Source organism: Aquimarina longa SW024, assembly GCF_001401755.1.
Taxonomy (GTDB): domain Bacteria; phylum Bacteroidota; class Bacteroidia; order Flavobacteriales; family Flavobacteriaceae; genus Aquimarina; species Aquimarina longa.
Genome location: NZ_KQ474106.1, coordinates 165,800 through 183,551, shown reverse-complemented (window position 1 = coordinate 183,551; position 17,752 = coordinate 165,800). Strand labels below are relative to the sequence as shown.

20 protein-coding genes are annotated in these 17,752 nt (G+C 31.6%); 6 read left to right on the top strand and 14 right to left on the bottom strand.

Features of this window, described 5'->3' with window-relative positions; translation table 11 throughout:
* The first annotated feature begins 2 nt into the window (after nt 1–2).
* From N456_RS21950 to N456_RS21935, 4 genes are all read left to right on the top strand, one after another.
* Nucleotides 3–1,463, top strand: a complete 1,461-nt coding sequence (locus N456_RS21950) for a DUF389 domain-containing protein (RefSeq protein ID WP_062062189.1) — start codon at nt 3–5, stop codon at nt 1,461–1,463.
* Between the two features lie 148 nt (nt 1,464–1,611).
* Nucleotides 1,612–2,073 carry a Panacea domain-containing protein gene (locus N456_RS21945; protein ID WP_062062186.1) on the top strand — a complete coding sequence of 154 codons (462 nt, stop codon included), beginning with the start codon at nt 1,612–1,614 and terminating at the stop codon, nt 2,071–2,073.
* On the top strand, nt 2,051–2,482 hold the full coding sequence (locus N456_RS21940; RefSeq protein WP_148639411.1) for a hypothetical protein: 432 nt from the start codon (nt 2,051–2,053) through the stop codon (nt 2,480–2,482). The genes N456_RS21945 and N456_RS21940 overlap by 23 nt, the downstream gene beginning before the upstream one ends.
* 132 nt (nt 2,483–2,614) lie before the next feature.
* Nucleotides 2,615–3,004 (top strand): DUF5367 family protein, encoded by a 390-nt coding sequence (locus N456_RS21935; RefSeq protein WP_062062181.1) that lies wholly within the window; start codon nt 2,615–2,617, stop codon nt 3,002–3,004.
* 89 nt (nt 3,005–3,093) lie between these two features.
* On the opposite strand, the gene N456_RS21930 is transcribed toward N456_RS21935, so the two are convergent.
* Both N456_RS21930 and N456_RS21925 read right to left on the bottom strand, forming a co-directional pair.
* Nucleotides 3,094–3,858 carry an ABC transporter ATP-binding protein gene (locus N456_RS21930; protein ID WP_062062178.1) on the bottom strand — a complete coding sequence of 255 codons (765 nt, stop codon included), beginning with the start codon at nt 3,856–3,858 and terminating at the stop codon, nt 3,094–3,096.
* Nucleotides 3,859–3,860: 2 nt separating this feature from the next.
* The gene (locus N456_RS21925) at nt 3,861–4,598 is read right to left on the bottom strand and encodes an MlaE family ABC transporter permease (protein ID WP_062062175.1); all 738 of its coding nucleotides are present in this window, start codon (nt 4,596–4,598) and stop codon (nt 3,861–3,863) included.
* Nucleotides 4,599–4,713: 115 nt separating this feature from the next.
* On the opposite strand from N456_RS21925, the gene pafA reads away from it, so the two are divergent.
* Nucleotides 4,714–6,357 carry an alkaline phosphatase PafA gene (pafA, locus tag N456_RS21920; protein ID WP_148639410.1) on the top strand — a complete coding sequence of 548 codons (1,644 nt, stop codon included), beginning with the start codon at nt 4,714–4,716 and terminating at the stop codon, nt 6,355–6,357.
* An 88-nt stretch (nt 6,358–6,445) separates the two neighbouring features.
* Here the strand turns inward: pafA and N456_RS21915 are convergent, their stop codons facing one another.
* From N456_RS21915 to gcvP, 6 genes are all read right to left on the bottom strand, one after another.
* Nucleotides 6,446–6,643 carry an SDR family oxidoreductase gene (locus N456_RS21915; protein WP_240315576.1) on the bottom strand — a complete coding sequence of 66 codons (198 nt, stop codon included), beginning with the start codon at nt 6,641–6,643 and terminating at the stop codon, nt 6,446–6,448.
* 296 nt (nt 6,644–6,939) lie between these two features.
* Nucleotides 6,940–8,346 (bottom strand): TlpA family protein disulfide reductase, encoded by a 1,407-nt coding sequence (locus tag N456_RS21910; RefSeq protein WP_158447948.1) that lies wholly within the window; start codon nt 8,344–8,346, stop codon nt 6,940–6,942.
* A gap of 102 nt (nt 8,347–8,448) precedes the next feature.
* Complete coding sequence (locus N456_RS21905) at nt 8,449–9,297, bottom strand: glycosyltransferase family 2 protein (RefSeq protein ID WP_062062170.1); 849 nt, start codon at nt 9,295–9,297, stop codon at nt 8,449–8,451.
* A gap of 42 nt (nt 9,298–9,339) precedes the next feature.
* Nucleotides 9,340–9,870, bottom strand: coding sequence for a class I SAM-dependent methyltransferase (locus N456_RS21900; RefSeq protein WP_062062167.1), 531 nt, complete (start codon nt 9,868–9,870; stop codon nt 9,340–9,342).
* A 51-nt stretch (nt 9,871–9,921) separates the two neighbouring features.
* Nucleotides 9,922–10,287, bottom strand: coding sequence for a group III truncated hemoglobin (locus tag N456_RS21895; protein WP_062062164.1), 366 nt, complete (start codon nt 10,285–10,287; stop codon nt 9,922–9,924).
* Nucleotides 10,288–10,406: 119 nt separating this feature from the next.
* Complete coding sequence (gcvP, locus tag N456_RS21890) at nt 10,407–13,262, bottom strand: aminomethyl-transferring glycine dehydrogenase (protein WP_062062161.1); 2,856 nt, start codon at nt 13,260–13,262, stop codon at nt 10,407–10,409.
* 134 nt (nt 13,263–13,396) lie between these two features.
* Here gcvP and N456_RS21885 point away from each other — a divergent pair, with 134 nt between their 5' ends.
* Nucleotides 13,397–14,230: a UbiA prenyltransferase family protein gene (locus N456_RS21885; RefSeq protein WP_062062158.1), complete on the top strand. Its 834-nt coding sequence runs from the start codon at nt 13,397–13,399 to the stop codon at nt 14,228–14,230.
* Here the strand turns inward: N456_RS21885 and N456_RS21880 are convergent.
* The 6 genes from N456_RS21880 to N456_RS21855 form a co-directional block, all read right to left on the bottom strand.
* The gene (locus N456_RS21880) at nt 14,219–14,473 is read right to left on the bottom strand and encodes a hypothetical protein (protein WP_062062155.1); all 255 of its coding nucleotides are present in this window, start codon (nt 14,471–14,473) and stop codon (nt 14,219–14,221) included. The genes N456_RS21885 and N456_RS21880 overlap by 12 nt on opposite strands.
* A gap of 61 nt (nt 14,474–14,534) precedes the next feature.
* On the bottom strand, nt 14,535–14,795 hold the full coding sequence (locus N456_RS21875; protein ID WP_062062288.1) for a hypothetical protein: 261 nt from the start codon (nt 14,793–14,795) through the stop codon (nt 14,535–14,537).
* A gap of 5 nt (nt 14,796–14,800) precedes the next feature.
* The gene (locus N456_RS21870; RefSeq protein ID WP_062062152.1) at nt 14,801–15,355 is read right to left on the bottom strand and encodes a sigma-70 family RNA polymerase sigma factor; all 555 of its coding nucleotides are present in this window, start codon (nt 15,353–15,355) and stop codon (nt 14,801–14,803) included.
* A gap of 114 nt (nt 15,356–15,469) precedes the next feature.
* Nucleotides 15,470–15,943, bottom strand: coding sequence for an SRPBCC family protein (locus N456_RS21865; protein WP_062062149.1), 474 nt, complete (start codon nt 15,941–15,943; stop codon nt 15,470–15,472).
* A gap of 6 nt (nt 15,944–15,949) precedes the next feature.
* Entirely contained in the window at nt 15,950–16,861 is a 912-nt protein-coding gene (locus N456_RS21860) for a TIGR01777 family oxidoreductase (RefSeq protein ID WP_062062146.1), read from the bottom strand.
* Entirely contained in the window at nt 16,861–17,745 is an 885-nt protein-coding gene (locus N456_RS21855) for a methyltransferase domain-containing protein (protein ID WP_062062143.1), read from the bottom strand. The genes N456_RS21860 and N456_RS21855 overlap by 1 nt, the downstream gene beginning before the upstream one ends.
* Nucleotides 17,746–17,752: the final 7 nt, after the last annotated feature.

The following is a 17,752-nucleotide window of genomic DNA, read 5'->3' as shown; positions in this document are numbered from 1 at the left end:
CTATGGCAGAAAATACTCAAAACCCTAATGAACAAACCCAAGAAGAAAAAGTAGAACAACAAAAAGAAGCAGTAAAAAAAGATGCAAGAGGGTTGTTTAATAGTGGAATATCTTTTTTAAAAGAATTACTTGATTTTAGGGAAGATACAGACAGAGAAAGTACCATAGAATTGATAAAAGCAGATATTCCTTTTAAAGGCGCTACTGCATGGATTTTAATATGTTCTATATTTATAGCTTCTATAGGACTTAACGCGAATTCGATCCCAGTAGTTATAGGAGCGATGTTAATTTCTCCATTAATGGGACCTATATTAGGTATGGGGATGTCTATTGCTGTTAATGATATTGATACCTTAAAAAAATCATTGATTAATTTTGGAGTTATGGTGGTGCTAAGTGTACTTACTGCTTGGTTGTTTTTCTTTATATTTCCACTTAAAGAAGAATCCTCAGAACTCTTAGCCAGAACGAAACCAGATATTAGAGATGTATTAATTGCATTTTTTGGAGGACTAGCATTAATAATTGCTAGAACAAAAAAAGGAACTATTGCGAGTGTAATTTTTGGTGTTGCAATTGCAACAGCTTTAATGCCTCCTTTATGTACAGTAGGTTTTGGATTGGCTATTGGTAAGTATGATTATGCAATTGGAGCAATGTATTTGTTTACAATTAATACTATTTTTATTGCATTAGCAACCTTTCTTGTTCTAAAACTGTTAAAATTTCCAATGCTTCGTTATGCAAATTCTGCTAAGAGAAAACGTACAGCGCAGTTAGCTTCATTTGTTGCGATTTTGGTTATGATTCCTGCGATATACACATTTGTAGTAACACTTAATGAAAGTCAAGCTCAGGGAGCTTATGAAAATTTTCTTGCTAATGAAATTGAAGCAAACGAAAATCTATACCTTAGGAAACCAATATATGATTATGAAAATAAGACAATAAAATTGTTTTTTGATGGAGAGATTACAGAAGCTACAGCTAGTGATTTACAGAATGAGATTTTAAAATATGATAATATTAGTGACTTTAAACTCACCGTAAGAGGTAATAAAGCAAGAGGAATAGATCAGGTATCAAAAGCATATGATCGCGCGATTGCAGAATTAGATAGATTACAGAATACTAATGAAGCATTAAACACTCAGATTATAGACTTAAAGACCAAAATTGATGAGCTGAATAAACAGCTTAAAGAATCTGATAAAAAGGCTCTTACAGATGTGTTGTCTTATGGTAGTATCGCAAAAGATGCAAAAATACGTTTCCCTGATTTGGCAGAATTAGGATATGGAGAAGTATTAAAATCCAATTTCTTAAAAGTGGATACCGTAAAAGTTATTTTTCCAAAGTGGAAGTTTCAGGTATCTGATAGTTTAGATGCTCTTAGAGTAAAAGTATTACAAGAATGGATAACCAAAGAGATAAAAGCTGATACGCTGTACGTAGAATAATTATATTTTATAAAATATTCAAAAATATAGAAAATAAAGAAGTAATTTTATGAAATAACTGTTTTTGAGACCATTAAAAAACAAGTTGTAAGTAGATTAGTGTATATAATTATTTTATTTTAATAACTTTGTAAAAAGATTAAATAATATGTATAACTGTTTTGATATAGCAGAATACTTTGTGAAATTAGCAAAAAAGGAAGGAGAAGGAATTGATCCTATGAAATTACTAAAGCTTACTTATATTGCACATGGGTGGTATTTAGGCTTTAAAGAAAAACCTCTTTTTAATAACCAAATACAAGCTTGGAAATATGGAACAGTTATTCCTGAGTTATATCATGTTATAAAGAGATTTGGGAGTGGCTATGTTGATCAAGAAACTCTAGATTTATATTCAGAAAATGTTATTAAAGAAGATGATAAAGACTTTTTAAATACCATCTGGAAACACTATAAAGACTATTCGGGAAGTCAGCTTTCTGATAAAACCCATGAAAAAGGTACTCCTTGGGAAACTTCTTATAATGGAGGTAGAAACGTGCCTATCTCCATGTCTAAAATAAAAAAGTATTATAAAGATTTAATTGAAGAAAAAAGCCGTGTCTGATCAAAAATCTATCGAAGATTTTTTTAACCAATCGAATTGGGCAGACTCTTCTGCTACTACAACTACTGCTACATCTAATTTAGAACAGAATAAATTATTTGATGGGGATTTATCTAATATTGATGAATGGATAAGACATGAAGAGTTTAGACTACGAAAGAAAAAAGAAGATTCAGAAAGAACTTTACGTGAAAATAATGCAAGAAAAGCTTTTTGGTTTTCATCCGTCTGGGCAATTTTTGTTGGAGTTTTTATAATACTACATGGTTTTGAACAAATAAATTTTTTTAAAGTATCTGAAACAGAATTTATTTTTGTTTGTGGTACCCTAACGACATCTATTTTGGTTTTTTATCTAATAGTTTTAAAAAACTTATTCCCTGAACCAAAAAATAGTAATTCAGAATAGATTATTATAACGACTTATTTCTTGTTGTAAATCTAAACTTTTTGATATAACTCATTTCTTAACTATAGTCAATGAAGAATAATCTTACTAACTATAATTTTGTGATATAAATTATTAAATCACAGTAAAATTATGAGTTACAAAAAATTTAGTTTGGTATTAGGTTTTTTAGTTTGGTTATTCGGAACAATACCTTTTAGTCTTTGGGGAGATTCTTTTTTTCTTACTAATAACTTATTAGTAATGTTATTGCTTTATTTTGGAATTATCCCAATATTATACTTTTTAACTTCTATAGTGTACACTAAATTTCAATTGACTAAACCAGAGATTTTAGAGGCTACGATGTTAATGGTTTTACCAGGATTGGTATTAGATGTTTTAGTTTTTATGAATTATCAAGTAGTATTTCCAGCTCTTACTATTTTTGATGCAGGTTCTTTTATTTCATATGTCATCTGGATATATTCTATTGCATTAATCTTAGGATTGCTAAAAAAATCAGGAAAAGCACATAGATAATTGGTTTTGATAACATCAAAAAATAGAATATACGATGAGTTTACTAATGATTTTTTAGATATTTAGCAAGGAGACTTGTAAAATAACCATTATAATCCTTTTAGTTGTGCATCTCTAACTTTTTTAAACAGATTAGAAGAGTATACAAATTCTGTTACCGCTTCATTATCGGTTTTAAAGATTTGATTTTTGTCACCTTCCCATTCTAGGTAGCCATTTTTTAGAAAAACGATTTTTTCTCCAATTTCCATCACTGAGTTCATATCATGAGTGTTAATCACTGTAGTGATATCATATTCTTCGGTTATTTCTTTGATAAGATTATCAATTACAATAGCTGTTCTGGGATCGAGACCAGAGTTTGGCTCATCACAGAATAAATATTTTGGGCGAGTTACAATAGCACGTGCAATGGCAACACGTTTTTGCATTCCACCACTAATCTCTGAGGGTAGTTTTTTATCAGCATTTTCAAGATTCACACGCTCTAATACTTGGTGAACCCTCTCTAGCATTTCTTCTTTTTTTTGCTTAGTAAACATCATCAAAGGAAACATTACATTTTCTTCTACAGTCATAGAATCAAAAAGTGCGCTTCCTTGAAAAACCATACCCATCTGTTCTCTTAAATCTCTTTGCTGCTCTTCATCGAGATCTGAATATGTACTACCATCATAGCATATAGAACCTTGCTCTGGAGTAAAAAGCCCTAAAAGACATTTTAGAAAAACAGTTTTACCACTTCCACTAGTACCAATAATGAGATTGGTTTTACCCCGATCAAAAGAGGTTGTGATTCCTTTTAAGATCTTTTCACCATTAAATCCTTTGTGTAAGTTAGTAACTTCTATCATATTTAGCTTAGTAATAATTGAGTCAGAATATAATTAGATATGACAATAGCAACTGTAGTCCATACAAAAGCAGAAGTACTTGCTTTACCAACTTCTAATGCACCACCTTTCATATAGTATCCATGAAAAGAAGGTATGGTTGCTAGTAGAAAAGAATATAAAAAAGTTTTCATAAAAGCATATACAAGGTGGTAAGGGATAAACTCTTCTCGTAATCCGGTTAAGAACTCCGAACTAGAGATAAAACCTCCATATACCCCAGCAATATACGCTCCAAATACTCCTGTAAACATTGCGATTGCAATCACAAAGGGGTAGGTGAGCATTGCTATAATCTTTGGGAAAATTAAATAATTAAGAGAATTAATACCCATCACCTCTAGAGCATCGATCTGCTCAGTAACTCTCATTGTTCCGATACTAGAAGTAATAAAAGATCCTACTTTACCAGCCATAATAACAGAAATAAAAGTAGGAGCAAATTCTAATATTACAGACTGCCTAGATGCAAAGGCAATAAGTTTTTTAGGAATAAGAGGGTTAGTAAGGTTAAGGGCAGTCTGAATAGCTACAACAGCACCAATGAAAAAAGCTAAGAATACTGTTATCCCCAAGGATCCTATAATTAGATCGTCGATCTCTTTAAAAATTAGATTTCGGATGACAGAACGTTTAGTCATTCGACTAAAAACTCCTTTAAGCATCAAAAAATAACGTCCAATATCGTCTAAATAAAACATTCATTATAATTAGAAAGGCTAAAATAGAAAAAAAAAAATCCATAGCATTTAACCTTCTATTAAAGTTTCACATTTATACAAATAGTATTTTAGCAATCTAAATTTAAAAAAAATAATGATTAAAAAAATATTCCTAATCACATTGCTTGCAATGTGCTATATACCTTGTAACTCACAAGAAGAAGTTACTATTAATAGTTCACCAAAATTAGTGGTTGGTATTGTTGTGGACCAAATGAGATATGATTATTTAACTCGTTTTTATACTCAGTTTGGTAATGGAGGTTTTAAGCGTATGATTAATGAAGGTTTTAATTGTAAGAATAATCACTTCAATTATGTCCCAACGTATACAGGACCAGGGCATGCCTCTGTTTTTACAGGAACGACACCACAAAATCATGGGGTGATTTCTAATAACTGGTATGATAAGTTTGGTAAAGCAATGGTATACTGTGCTAGTGACTCTTTGGTTAAAGCTGTAGGATCTGATAGCGAAAAAGAACGAATGTCTCCTCGTAGAATGAAAACTACTACGGTAGCAGATCAAAATAGGCTACACACTCAGTTAAAAGGAAAAACAATAGGTATTGCCATAAAAGATAGAGGAGCAATTTTACCAGCTGGGCATTCTGCTAATGGAGCATATTGGTTTAGAGGTAAGGATGAAGGAAAATGGATTACTAGTACCTATTATCGTAACGAGCTACCAGACTGGGTTAAGAAGTTTAATGATTCTGATCAGGCAGAATCGTATCTAAAAGTATGGAATACACTACGTGATATCGATACTTATGTAGAGAGTGGTTCTGATCAAAATCAGTTTGAAGGTAAGTATATGGGGAAAGAAACGGCTACATTTCCTTATGATTTAGCAAAGTTAAAGGATCAGAATTATGGTTTTGATATTATTAAAGCATCCGCTTTTGGAAATAGTTTGACTGCTGATTTTGCTATTGCAGCTATTGATGGAGAACAGTTAGGGAGTGATAAGATTACTGATTTTCTTACGGTCAGTTTTTCTAGTACAGATTATGTAGGACATAAATTTGGTGTGAATTCTAAAGAAATTGAAGACACGTATATACGATTAGATAAAGACCTAGAACGTTTTTTTACAGCTCTAGATGCTAAAGTGGGTAAGGGAGAATATACTGTTTTTCTTACTGCAGATCATGGAGCAGTTCATGTACCATCTTATTTGAAATCGGTTAAGATTCCTGCAGGATATTTTGATAGAGATGCTTTTGAAGCTAAAATTAAAACTTTTGTAAAAGACAAGTTTAAGGTAGATGATTTAATCGAAAATATATCGAATCATCAAATATTCTTTAATTATGAGAATTTGAAAAAAAGTGGAATCATTCCTCAAAAATTAGAGCAATCTATAGCTCACTTTATATTACAAGAAGATCAAGTTGATAAAGTGTTTACTAGGAGTCAATTACAGAATACGGAGTATTCTATAGGTATTGCAGCATTAATTCAAAAAGGGTATAATCAAAAGAGGAGTGGAGATGTTGTTGTTGTAATGGATCCAGCTACGATATCGTATTCTAAAACAGGATCAACTCATGGTAGTGGTTTGATGTATGATACTCATGCTCCGTTGTTATTTTTTGGAAAAGGAATACAAAAAGGGAGTACTACTCAAAAAACATCTATTCCGGATATAGCTCCTACAATTTCTGCTTTATTAGGGATTACTTTTCCTAATGGAGCGACAGGAGATGTTCTTTCTTTTGTGTTAGAAGAATAATAAGTGTATAACTAAGCTAAGCTTGTGTTTAGATGTAATGATAATTTGTTCTAGACAAGCTAGCTTAGTTTAATTTTTTATTGAATACTTAATTTTGTCTAGCAATGACTCCTCCATCAGTATCCCATATAGCTCCTGTTACCCAAGATGTTTGATCTGATAGTAGAAAGGTAATACTGTTAGCGATATCTTGTGATGTTCTATTTTTTCCTATAGGGTAGGAATTATTAAATCCAACTAAAGCTTTTTTTGCCTCATCGGCACGACCAAAAACACTATCATACATAGGGGGGTACTACTACGTGTGATACTGCATTTACTCTAATTCTGTAATCAGCAAGTTCCATTTCCAGATGTTGCGTAAGAGAGTATTTTAGAAATGTTTCTACCAACTACATGTTATAGCACCTTCTTTAATTAAGGTATTATCTGTTGGTTTACCAATTCCGCTAGTTTCTCCAGCAATTAAAGTTGTTTTGTTTTTAAATGTTTTTACTTGGACTATTTTTAAAGCAAAGAGAGCATTTTTTTATGATATATGAATTATGGATTAAAAAGAAGCAGTTATATATACAAAACAAATTAGATGTGTAATTCTTTAAAAAGATCTAAGAGCTTAGAGTCAGAAGGTCTTGGAGCACTAGCGGTTACAATATTACCATCAGGGTCTATTAAAATAAATCGTGGTATTCCTTGGATTATATAATCGGTTACAAATTTTGAAGACCAGTTATCATCTGCAAATAGTTGAACTCCCTTTAGTTCTTTTTCTGATACCATGTTTTTCCAAGTATCGTATTTTGCTTGCTCATCTATTGATATACTTACAAATTCTATGTTTTTATGACGAAACTCTTCTTCAATTTTTTTAAGATATGGGATTTCAGCTTTACAGGGAGCACACCATGTTGCCCAAACATCGATATAGACATACTTTCCTAGAAGCTCATTAAGAGAAGTTGTACCTCCACTGTAGTTTTTGTAATTACTAAACAATGGTGATTTATTACCTTTAAATAATCGTTTTATTTTTTCGAATTTTTGAGTAAGTTCATCTTTCATTTCGTTGTCATCAGAGACTTCTATAATCATGCTGTATAATTCAGCTACATTTTCATTTCTAGGAGATATCTGAGTTGTGAGTTCTTTTATTAAAGCGTCTTTGATGTTTTTACTTTTAATATTAGATAAGCTTTCTTTTAGGACTTTACTTAATGGGATACTGTCTTTAGAGGCTTTTTCACTAGATAATTTATTAAAAATGCTGATAATCAGTTCTTGGTAGGCTTGAGAGGTTTTGAAATCATTAGCGTTATCAATATCAAAATCCTTTAACTCGTCTAGAAAACCTTTAGGAGTGTCGTATGCTGATTTTTTGGTATAATATGTATGTGTCTCTTTAAAATCATTAAGCATCGATAGGTATTCATAATGATTTTCTTTGGTCTGATCAGTCACAAATTGGGGATCTAAATTTGGGTACTTTTTTAAAAGTTCATTTTTAGCATATTTCTGCTTTGATACTTCATTTTTGAATTCTGTTGCTTCTTTACTAAATAAGGTTTCATAACTTTTTGGTCCATTAGATAAAAAACTCTCTTGCAATAAAACTTTTTTAGCAAGATAGTTGTTTACATCTGCGGCTGTACCTGTATATGTTATACTCTCATCAAACTTATTAGTGTCAATTGATAACTCTAATTGATCTCCTTGGTCTAAAAACATATAAGAATGTTCATTACCAATTATAAAACTATAAGAGCCTTTGGACTCTATTTTTAAAGTATCAGAAAATGTACCATCCTCGTTAATAGGGATTAGGACATTAAAATCATTGTTACTGTCCACTACACTAAGTTCATGCTCTGTAGTGTTACTGATTTTTCCTGAAAACAAAACATAATCTACTTTTCCTGTTTTGTTTTGTTTGTTGCAAGAGTTTAATAATAAGATGTAACTACATACTAGAAAAAATTGTGTGATTCTCATGAGCTTGTATTTTGGAATAAATTGATAGTATGAATATAGCATTAATTTTATAATTATTTTTTAAATAAAAAAATGATATTAAATTGATAATTTAAATAATACTTATAGTAATTTCTTTTTTATTTTTTTCCATCGAAGTTTACGAATAAATTCTCCTTCGATTTTAGAAACAAGAAAGGATTGTTTTTTTCTCTTTGCGATAAAGTACCCAGCTAAGTAATCGAATATAAGTTTAGGTTGCTTTTTTAATAAAGCTAGTTTAATGGAAGCAATTAAAGTAATCCAGAATCCATATCGCATACGATAAAAAGCTTCTCCTTGTTTATACTTAGCTTTTGGGTTATAAGTGTTTCCGGTAGGTTTTAGGTGTTTTACATGTAATGTTGTGTCTGTCTTGATTGTCCAGTTATGATACTGTGCAAGTAGTTCGTCTATAGTGTCCCAACCCATTGCGGGTTTGAGTCCATTAATATCTTCAAAACATTTTTTTCGATATGTTTTTAAGGCTCCTCTAATATGATCTTTATTAGTTAAATTTTCTAATATCCATTCTTGATTTTTTTCAACATAGCAGAATCCACCTACCATTCCGATATGATTATGGGTGTTAAAATGATTTGCGATTTCTTCTAAATAATTAGAAGGAAAGATTAGATCTGCATCAAACTTACATATAATATCATAATCCGTGTCTAAGGTTTTGTAACCTTGGTAAAAAGCATTGATTACTTTACTTCCAGGCATGTGATCTTTGGAAGAATTGGTGTCAATTAATGTTATATAATCATATTTTATTACAAACTGATTAACAATATCTTTTGTATGATCAGTAGAATTATCATTTACGACTACTATTTTGGTTGGTAGTACTGTCTGTGTAACCAGAGAATCAAGTGTTTTGGCAATAAAACGTTCTTCATTATGAGCTGGTATAACAATATATGTTTTCAAAGAAGTGTTTTTTTGTTTAAAGATAATGACTAAGCCGACATGTCATTGATTTTTAACTCTTTCGGCATATATAATATAGTATCTGGGGATAAAAAACCGTAGTAAAGGTCTAAGACCTATTTTTTTAATAGGGTGTGTCCATTTATCTCTGGCTTTAATTTCCCAACCTGCTTTTTCTAGAAGCCAGTCGAATTGCCAATCTTCAAACTCGTGATAGTGTCTATCCCAAGGATCTGTTTTGCTACGATAAGCAGGCGAAAACCATAGTTTTAATGGAATAGAAGTGACTAGCTTATCGGCTTTAATGTCTCGTAGTACATTAAAAGGAGCGATGAGGTGTTCGAAAATTTCAAAAGCAGTAACGATTTCAAATTTATCGGTTTGTACGGCTTGTGTGTCTATGTCTAAATCTTCGCCAGAGGTGTTGGATACGTTATATCCTTCTTTTTCCATAAACTCTACAAAAGGATTTCTTACACCCAGATCTAGAATAGTGCTAGGAGCAGGGGAGTTTTTTCTGAGGAATTCTAAAGTTTTTTGATATCGTTTATGAGGAAAACTTCCTTCGTACATAATAGTATTAATATAAGTAAATATAAATGTAAAAATAGAGAATTAGATAGATTATACTATTTTTAATTGCATAACTGTAGCAATTGATAAAGCTCTGGTTTTGATGAGTTCTGCTTTTTGTCCTTTAAAATTGTTGTCTACTGTTTTATGGAATAAGGATAACCAAGTATCAAAGTGAGTTTTGTCAAACTTTTTTTTAGTATTCAATTGTTTATGAATCTGCATTACATTTTTTTTATAGGTTCCTGTCCTAAATAACTGTTGTTCCCAAAAATCGGTGATTTCTGGAATATGTTCTTGGAGGTTAATTTTTGCAATTTTGGTAAAGAACACACCAATTACGGGGTTATCAAATGCGTTTTTGTAAAAAGCTTTCATTAGAAATTCTATATCTTGTCTTGAAGTAATATCTTTCATAGGATAGATGTTTAACTTTTTATAAAATAGTAATTCTCTAAGTTGTATTCTAAGTAAAGCTATTGATTTAAAAAGAGGCGACTATAAAGCCGCCTCTTTTTAAATATAAAATAATAGTTTTAGGCTTCAGCATCCATGTATTCCTCTATAGGAGTACAGGTACAGATTAAATTTCTATCTCCATAAGCATCGTCTACACGACGTACAGAGGGCCAAAATTTATTTTCTGCAATATATGATAATGGGTATGCTGCCTGATCTCTAGAGTATGGGAAATCCCATGTATTAGCCGTAAGCATAGCTAAGGTATGAGGTGCATTTTTCATTACATTGTTTGGATTGTCAGTACTTGTTTCTGCTATTTCTTGTCGGATTGAAATCATCGCATCACAAAAACGATCTAGTTCTGATTGACTCTCACTCTCCGTTGGTTCGATCATAATGGTTCCTGCAACAGGGAAAGAGACTGTAGGGGCATGGAAACCATAATCCATTAATCGTTTAGCAATATCGGTTACTTCTATTCCATTAGTTTTAAATGGTCTGCAATCTATAATCATCTCATGAGCAGCTCTTCCTTTTTCTCCTACATATAATACATCATAATGACCATTTAAACGCTCTTTAATATAATTAGCGTTTAGAATAGCATATTGAGTAGCTTCTTTTAGTCCTGTTGCTCCTAGCATAGTGATATATCCGTATGATATTAGGCATGCTAAAGAAGACCCCCAAGGGGCTGCAGAAATAGCAGAAATAGCTTGATTTCCTCCTGATGTAATAAGAGGATTACCTGGTAAAAAAGGAACTAATTGTTCTGCTACACAAATTGGACCTACACCAGGTCCTCCTCCTCCGTGTGGTATGGCAAAGGTTTTATGTAGATTAAGATGACATACGTCAGCTCCAATTACTCCTGGATTAGTTAATCCGACCTGAGCATTCATATTTGCACCATCCATGTATACTTGTCCTCCATTGTCATGGATGATTTTAGTAATCTCTTTGATAGCAGATTCATATACTCCATGAGTGGATGGGTAGGTAACCATTAAAGCTGAGAGATTATCTTTATATTTTAATGCTTTTTCTCTAAGGTCTTCTACATCGATATTACCTTCTTCTGTAGCTTTGGTAACAACTACTTTCATACCTGCCATTACAGCAGAAGCAGGGTTAGTACCATGAGCGGAGGATGGTATTAGGCAGATATTACGGTGATGATCTTCTCTCGATTCGTGATATGCACGAATGACCATTAATCCAGCAAATTCTCCTTGCGCTCCAGAATTTGGTTGTAATGATGTGGCTGCAAAACCAGTAATTTCTGTAAGCTGGTCTTCGAGTTTTTTAAGTACTTTTTGATATCCTTCTGCTTGTGTAATTGGTACAAAAGGATGGATATTTCCCCATTGAGGGTCACTAAGAGGTAACATTTCTGAAGCTGCATTCAGTTTCATTGTACATGATCCTAATGGAATCATAGAATGATTTAAAGATAAATCTTTACGCTCTAGCTTTTTGATATACCTCATCAATTCGGTTTCAGAATGATAAGTGTTGAATACTTCGTTTGTTAAAAATTCGGTATTACGTTTTAGATTTTTACTAATAGTATCAGAATCAGCGATCTCAGAAATAGTTATTGTTTCTTTATTGGTAGCTGCAGCAAAAATAGAGACAATATTATTTAAGTCTTCGATTGTAGTTGCTTCGTTTACTGAAATTGAAATCGTATCTGTATCTGGATAGTAGAAATTTACTTCTTGTTTTTCTGCTATTTTCTGTATTGTATTCGCATCTCCTTTGATACGTATGGTATCAAAATAAGTAGTGTTCAATTGTTCAAATCCTAAAGACTCTAACGCAGAGCTTAATGTGCGTGCTGATCTGTTTACTTTAGATGCTATATAAGATAAACCTTTTGATCCATGATATACACTATACATTCCTGCCATAACAGCAAGAAGTACTTGTGCTGTACATATATTAGAAGTTGCTTTATCTCTTTTAATATGTTGTTCTCTGGTTTGTAATGCCATTCGTAAAGCACGATCCCCGTTTAAATCTTGGGTAACCCCTATAATTCTACCAGGGATATTTCTTTTATATGTTTCTCGTGTAGCAAAATATGCTGCATGCGGTCCACCATATCCTAATGGGATTCCAAAACGCTGTGTAGTACCTACTACTACGTCTGCGTCAAAACTGCCAGGAGATTTTAATGATACTAAGCTTAGAATATCTGCAGCTACTGCTACTTTGATTTCGGCTTGATGTGCTTTTTCTACAAAATCAGCATAATCATATACTTGTCCTGATTTACCTGGATATTGTACTATAGCACCATAAAACTCTGAAGAAAAATCAAATTGTTGATGATCCCCTACTACTAATTGAATATTAAGTGGAATAGCTCTAGTTTCTAATAAAGAAAGGGTCTGAGGTAATATTTCTTCAGAAACAAAAAACTTAGCGACCTTATTTTTTTTCTGATCTCTTGATCGTACTGCATATAGCATTGTCATCGCTTCTGCAGCAGCTGTGCTCTCATCTAATAAAGAGGCATTTGCTAATTCCATACCAGTAAGGTCACAAACCATCGTTTGATAATTTAATAACGCTTCTAACCGACCTTGTGCAATTTCTGCTTGATATGGAGTGTATGCGGTATACCATCCTGGGTTTTCTAGAATATTACGCTGAATAACTGCGGGTAAACAGGCTTCATGATATCCTAATCCTATATATGTTTTGAATACTCGATTTTTTGCGGAAAGCTTTTGCATATGAGCTGAGTATTCTTGCTCACTCATAGCAGGAGCAAGATTCAATGGCTTTTTTAGAAGTATGTCATCAGGAACAGTTTCATAAATTAATTGATCTATAGAATCTGCCTTAATTGTGTTTAACATATTGTCAAGATCCTTTGTTGATGGACCAATATGACGTAGTTTAAAAGAATCAGTTTTCATAGCGAAAAAACAGTTGAAATTGAGACGGCAAAAATACATATTTAATTACTAAGTTTTCTTGATTAACTGCTATGAGAAGGGTAAGTTTTTAACCAAATCTCAGTTTTATTAACATATAACCCTAAATTTGCAACGTGGAAACCTTCAAAAGTGTATTTAGATTTTATATTAATAGTAGTATCCATGTTGCTTTAGCGATATGTGCTTTAGTACAAGTTACTTTTATGAAGTATCAGCTATTTGATGGGTATACCCTTCTTACTTTTATTTTTTTTGGCGCTATTACTGCTTATAATTTTGTAAAATACTCTAAGGTGTCAAAACTTTACCATAAGAGATTGACTCGATCTATGAAGAGTATTAGTGTATTAACTATTATTAGCGGCTTATTATTTGTCTATTATGCTGCTTTTAAAATACCAATTAATACATTATTGAGTATGGTTCCATTTATAGTACTTACAGTGTTGTATGTTATGCCAGTTTTTCCGAATAAAAAAAATTTGAGAAGTCTAGCTGGAGTTAAAATATTCATTATAGGAGTTGCTTGGTCAGGAATAACAGTGCTAGTTCCTTTAGTACATTCAGGAAAAGTTCTTGATTTAGATTTTTTTATAGAAATGATTCAAAGATTTTTGTTTATTGTAGTGATGATGTTACCTTTTGAGGTTAGAGATCTTCAGTATGATGCTGAGGCATTAGAGACAATTCCACAAAAAATAGGAGTAACTAAAACAAAAGTTTTTGGTAGTGTTTTGTTGGTTATTTTTTTAGTATTGATAGCTTTAAAAGGACAGCTCATTTCTTCTATAGAAATTCTAAGCACAATACTAGTTACTACAATCAGTTTGTTTTTTTTATGGGGAACAGAGAAAAAACAATCCGAGTATTATTGTTCTTTTTATGTAGAGAGTATACCTATATTATGGTTGGTTATACTTATTATTTTGCAAGATCTACTTAGTTAGTTTTTCTTGTAAATTTCGTTTCATTAATTCTTTATCACAGGAGTTGATAGTATTACTCTTATAAGTATTAATAGCTTTTGTAAGCTTTATATTTCTTACAGAATATGCTCGCGTAGCTTTACAATACACTATCCGCATATTGAGTTTTATGATTTCCAGTAAAGAAGCCTCTCCATATTGAACTTTATCACAAATATGTTTTGCTTCTTTACTAGATACATACAGATTACTTGTAGATTTCATTATATTTAGTACAGTGATTCTTTAGTATTGAAGTCTTATGACTTAAAATAGCGTTTAATAATCATTCTTGTTCTGATATTTTTTGATGTAAACGTTCTTTCATTAATTCTTTATCAGATTTATTGATACTGATAACTTTAGGATCTTTAACTAATTTTGTTAATTTCGTATTATTTATAGAATATTTTCTACATGCTTTACAATATATCAGATGTAAATTAAGTTTTACTTTTTCCCAAAAAGTAGCTTCTTTATACTGATTTTTATCACAAAAGTGATTTGCATCTGAACAATCGACAAAAATTCCTTTTTTCTTACTCATTTTTTCTAAAACCAATTTTTTTCTAAACACTCAGACATTGCTGTACGTGCTCTATGGATGATAACCCATAGGTTAGACGCAGTAATATCAAATTCATTACAGATTGCTTCTGTGTCGAAACCTTGTATTGTTTTCATTTTAAAAATAATAGCTTGTTTTTTGGGGAGTTTTCCCATGCAATTATGTATCGCCAGACCTAGTTCTCTATTTTCTATATCACTCTCGGCATTACTATCAAAAGGATCGGCCACGCGTTCTTCTAACCAATCGCCTTCAGTTTCAGAATCAGTAGCATATTTTATTCTTACTTCTGCTTTGCCTTTATTACTATTAATTTTGCGATAGTGATCAATAATTTTTCTTTTTAGAATAGAAATAAGCCAAGTCCGCTCACTGGCTTCTCCTTTGAAATTTTTCATGGATTTAAGTCCTGCAAAGAATGTTTCTTGCACTAAATCTTGTGCAATTTCTTTATCATCAACTCTTACAATGGTATAGTTAAATAGATAATCACTGTACTTATCCACCCATAAATTTGGGTCTATGGTATTTGTTGACATGGTTTTTCTATTATTAGTTCACCAAAAATAGGATAAAAAGTTGAATCTAATAAGAGCTTTACAGAAAGAATACTTTATAGGGGTATTTGTTGAATCTATTATTATTACTATTATTTAAAGTGTTTTTTTTATTAAATTTTTGTTTTCTAGATATAATTGTATCGCTTGATTGCGTAAGACAAGAAATTTAGTAAGATGTTTTTTTAGAACTATTTCATTAAACAGTTTACCTAAAACCCCATGAGGTACTTCGTATACTAACTTATCTATCATCTCAGTACCATATGATATCGTATTAAAGATATGCTGATGATTAAAGGTTTTAAAATAACCTCTAATCATTTCATCAGTAAATGTATTTGGATATTTATATCTAGATATTAAACTTTGATGCGTAAGATACATTCCAAAATGTTTTCCTCTCCAAGTAACAGTTTCTCCTAATTTTATTAATCCCGAAGTTTTTCCTGCGATGGCTTTTTCTTTAGTTTTTTTAGCTGAGGTGATATGGAAATCAATATTTCTTGATATATTAAATACTTCTTCTACAGGAGATTTTATAAGAGTTTTAAGATGTATAGTCGTCATAGGTATCTAATTAGTAAGGTTCTGTAAGGCACAATCTAGGTTAGGGTGCATGAATTTAAAACCATTGTTTTCTAATTTTTTTGGGATTACATTTCTGCTTTTAAGAATGAGTTCGGGTTCTGTTCTAATAATTTCTGCGCCAAGTTTTAGTAATGGTTTTGATAAAGGGATACCAAAAGGAGATTTTATAACCTTTCGGAGTGTTTTCATAAACATTGCATTTGTAATCGGTTTAGGAGAAACAATGTTTATTACTCCTTTAATCTGTGTGTTGTTTATGATAAACTCTAGACTTCTTGCAAAATCGGTTTGATGTATCCAGCTTATTCTTTGATTTCCATTACCTTGTTTACCACCAAAACCAAGTTTGGTTAATTGTAGTATTGGTTGTAAAGCCCCTCCGTTTTTACCTAAAACGATTGATGTTCTTAGGGCAATCTTTCTCGTTTTTGGTGTTTGTTGTTTAAAAAATATTTTTTCCCATAAAATGGCAACTTTTACAGAAAATCCAGTACCTATTTCTCCATTTGTCTCATCCATTTCTTTGTCTATAGAATGGCGATAAATTGTAGCAGTAGAGGAGTTAATCCAAATTTTTGGAGGGTTTTTACACCTGCCTATTGCTTCTCCTAGAATAGCTGTAGATTGTACTCTAGAGTTTAGGATTAGATCTTTATTCTTTTTGGTATACTTACAATCTACTGATCTACCACTCATATTAATAAGGATATCAGCATCATCTAACTCTTTAGTCCAATCTCCTAGAGTTTTTGCATCCCAATGAATGAATTGAATATTGTTTTCTATTCTGCTTTTTCCGCGAGTTAGAACAGTAATTGTATCTACTTTTGATTGAAAATATTCTATAAGTATTTTCCCTAAAAAGCCTGTTCCTGATGCTATTATCATTTTTTTCATTAGAATTGTTTTTTTTCAGCGGTTATTAAATAATATCCAAAATTATTGATGTGTAGCCCTGATAATAAAGCAAATAAAGATCCTTTTAAGTTTTTCCAACTTTGAGGTTTTAGGAATTCTTTTCTAAAAAGCTTTTTTAGTATAAACCCAGTAATAGCAAAAGGTACATGAAGTACAGAAGGAGCTACTCTGTATGATATATCTTCTACAATGATATTTTTAAAACCTATTTGCTCTAACCTATTTTTCACGGAGTGTATGTTTCCTAAGCCTTCGAGACTCCAGCCTTTACAAAGTTGCTCATAGCAATAATTACTACCAAGACATAATTGTTCTTCATCCTTTTTTAGAAAAGCATCAGCTATAACTAGTTTAGAATTTGGTTTTAGAATACGATATGCTTCTTGGAAGGCTTCTTTACTATGTCCAGAATGACAAAAACTCTCTATAGCATATGCTCCATTAATACTATTCGTTTTAAAAGAGGTAGAGGTGTAGTCTTCTTCTAAGATTAATCCTTTTTTATCCTTTAATTTTTTATTACCCTCATGGACCTGAAAAGAAGATAATGTAACTCCTATAATATGGAGCAATGGATATTTTTTTAACCCATACCGTATAGTTCCTCCAATACCGCATCCAAGATCAGCTATGAGTGAATTTTGATTAGAAACTTGTAATCGATTATAAACCTGCTTATTCATCTCATTAAGCATAGAGTCTCTTCTGAAAACACTAGTTTTAAAAGGGGTGTAATACCCGAAATGCATGTTTAAATCCTTACTCCAAAATTCATAATCCTCTGTAGCTTCATCATAGAACCTAGTAATATTTTCTTTCGAAGCAACTTCTTTTAGTTTCTCTGTTATAGTGAATGTACTCATAGTATTT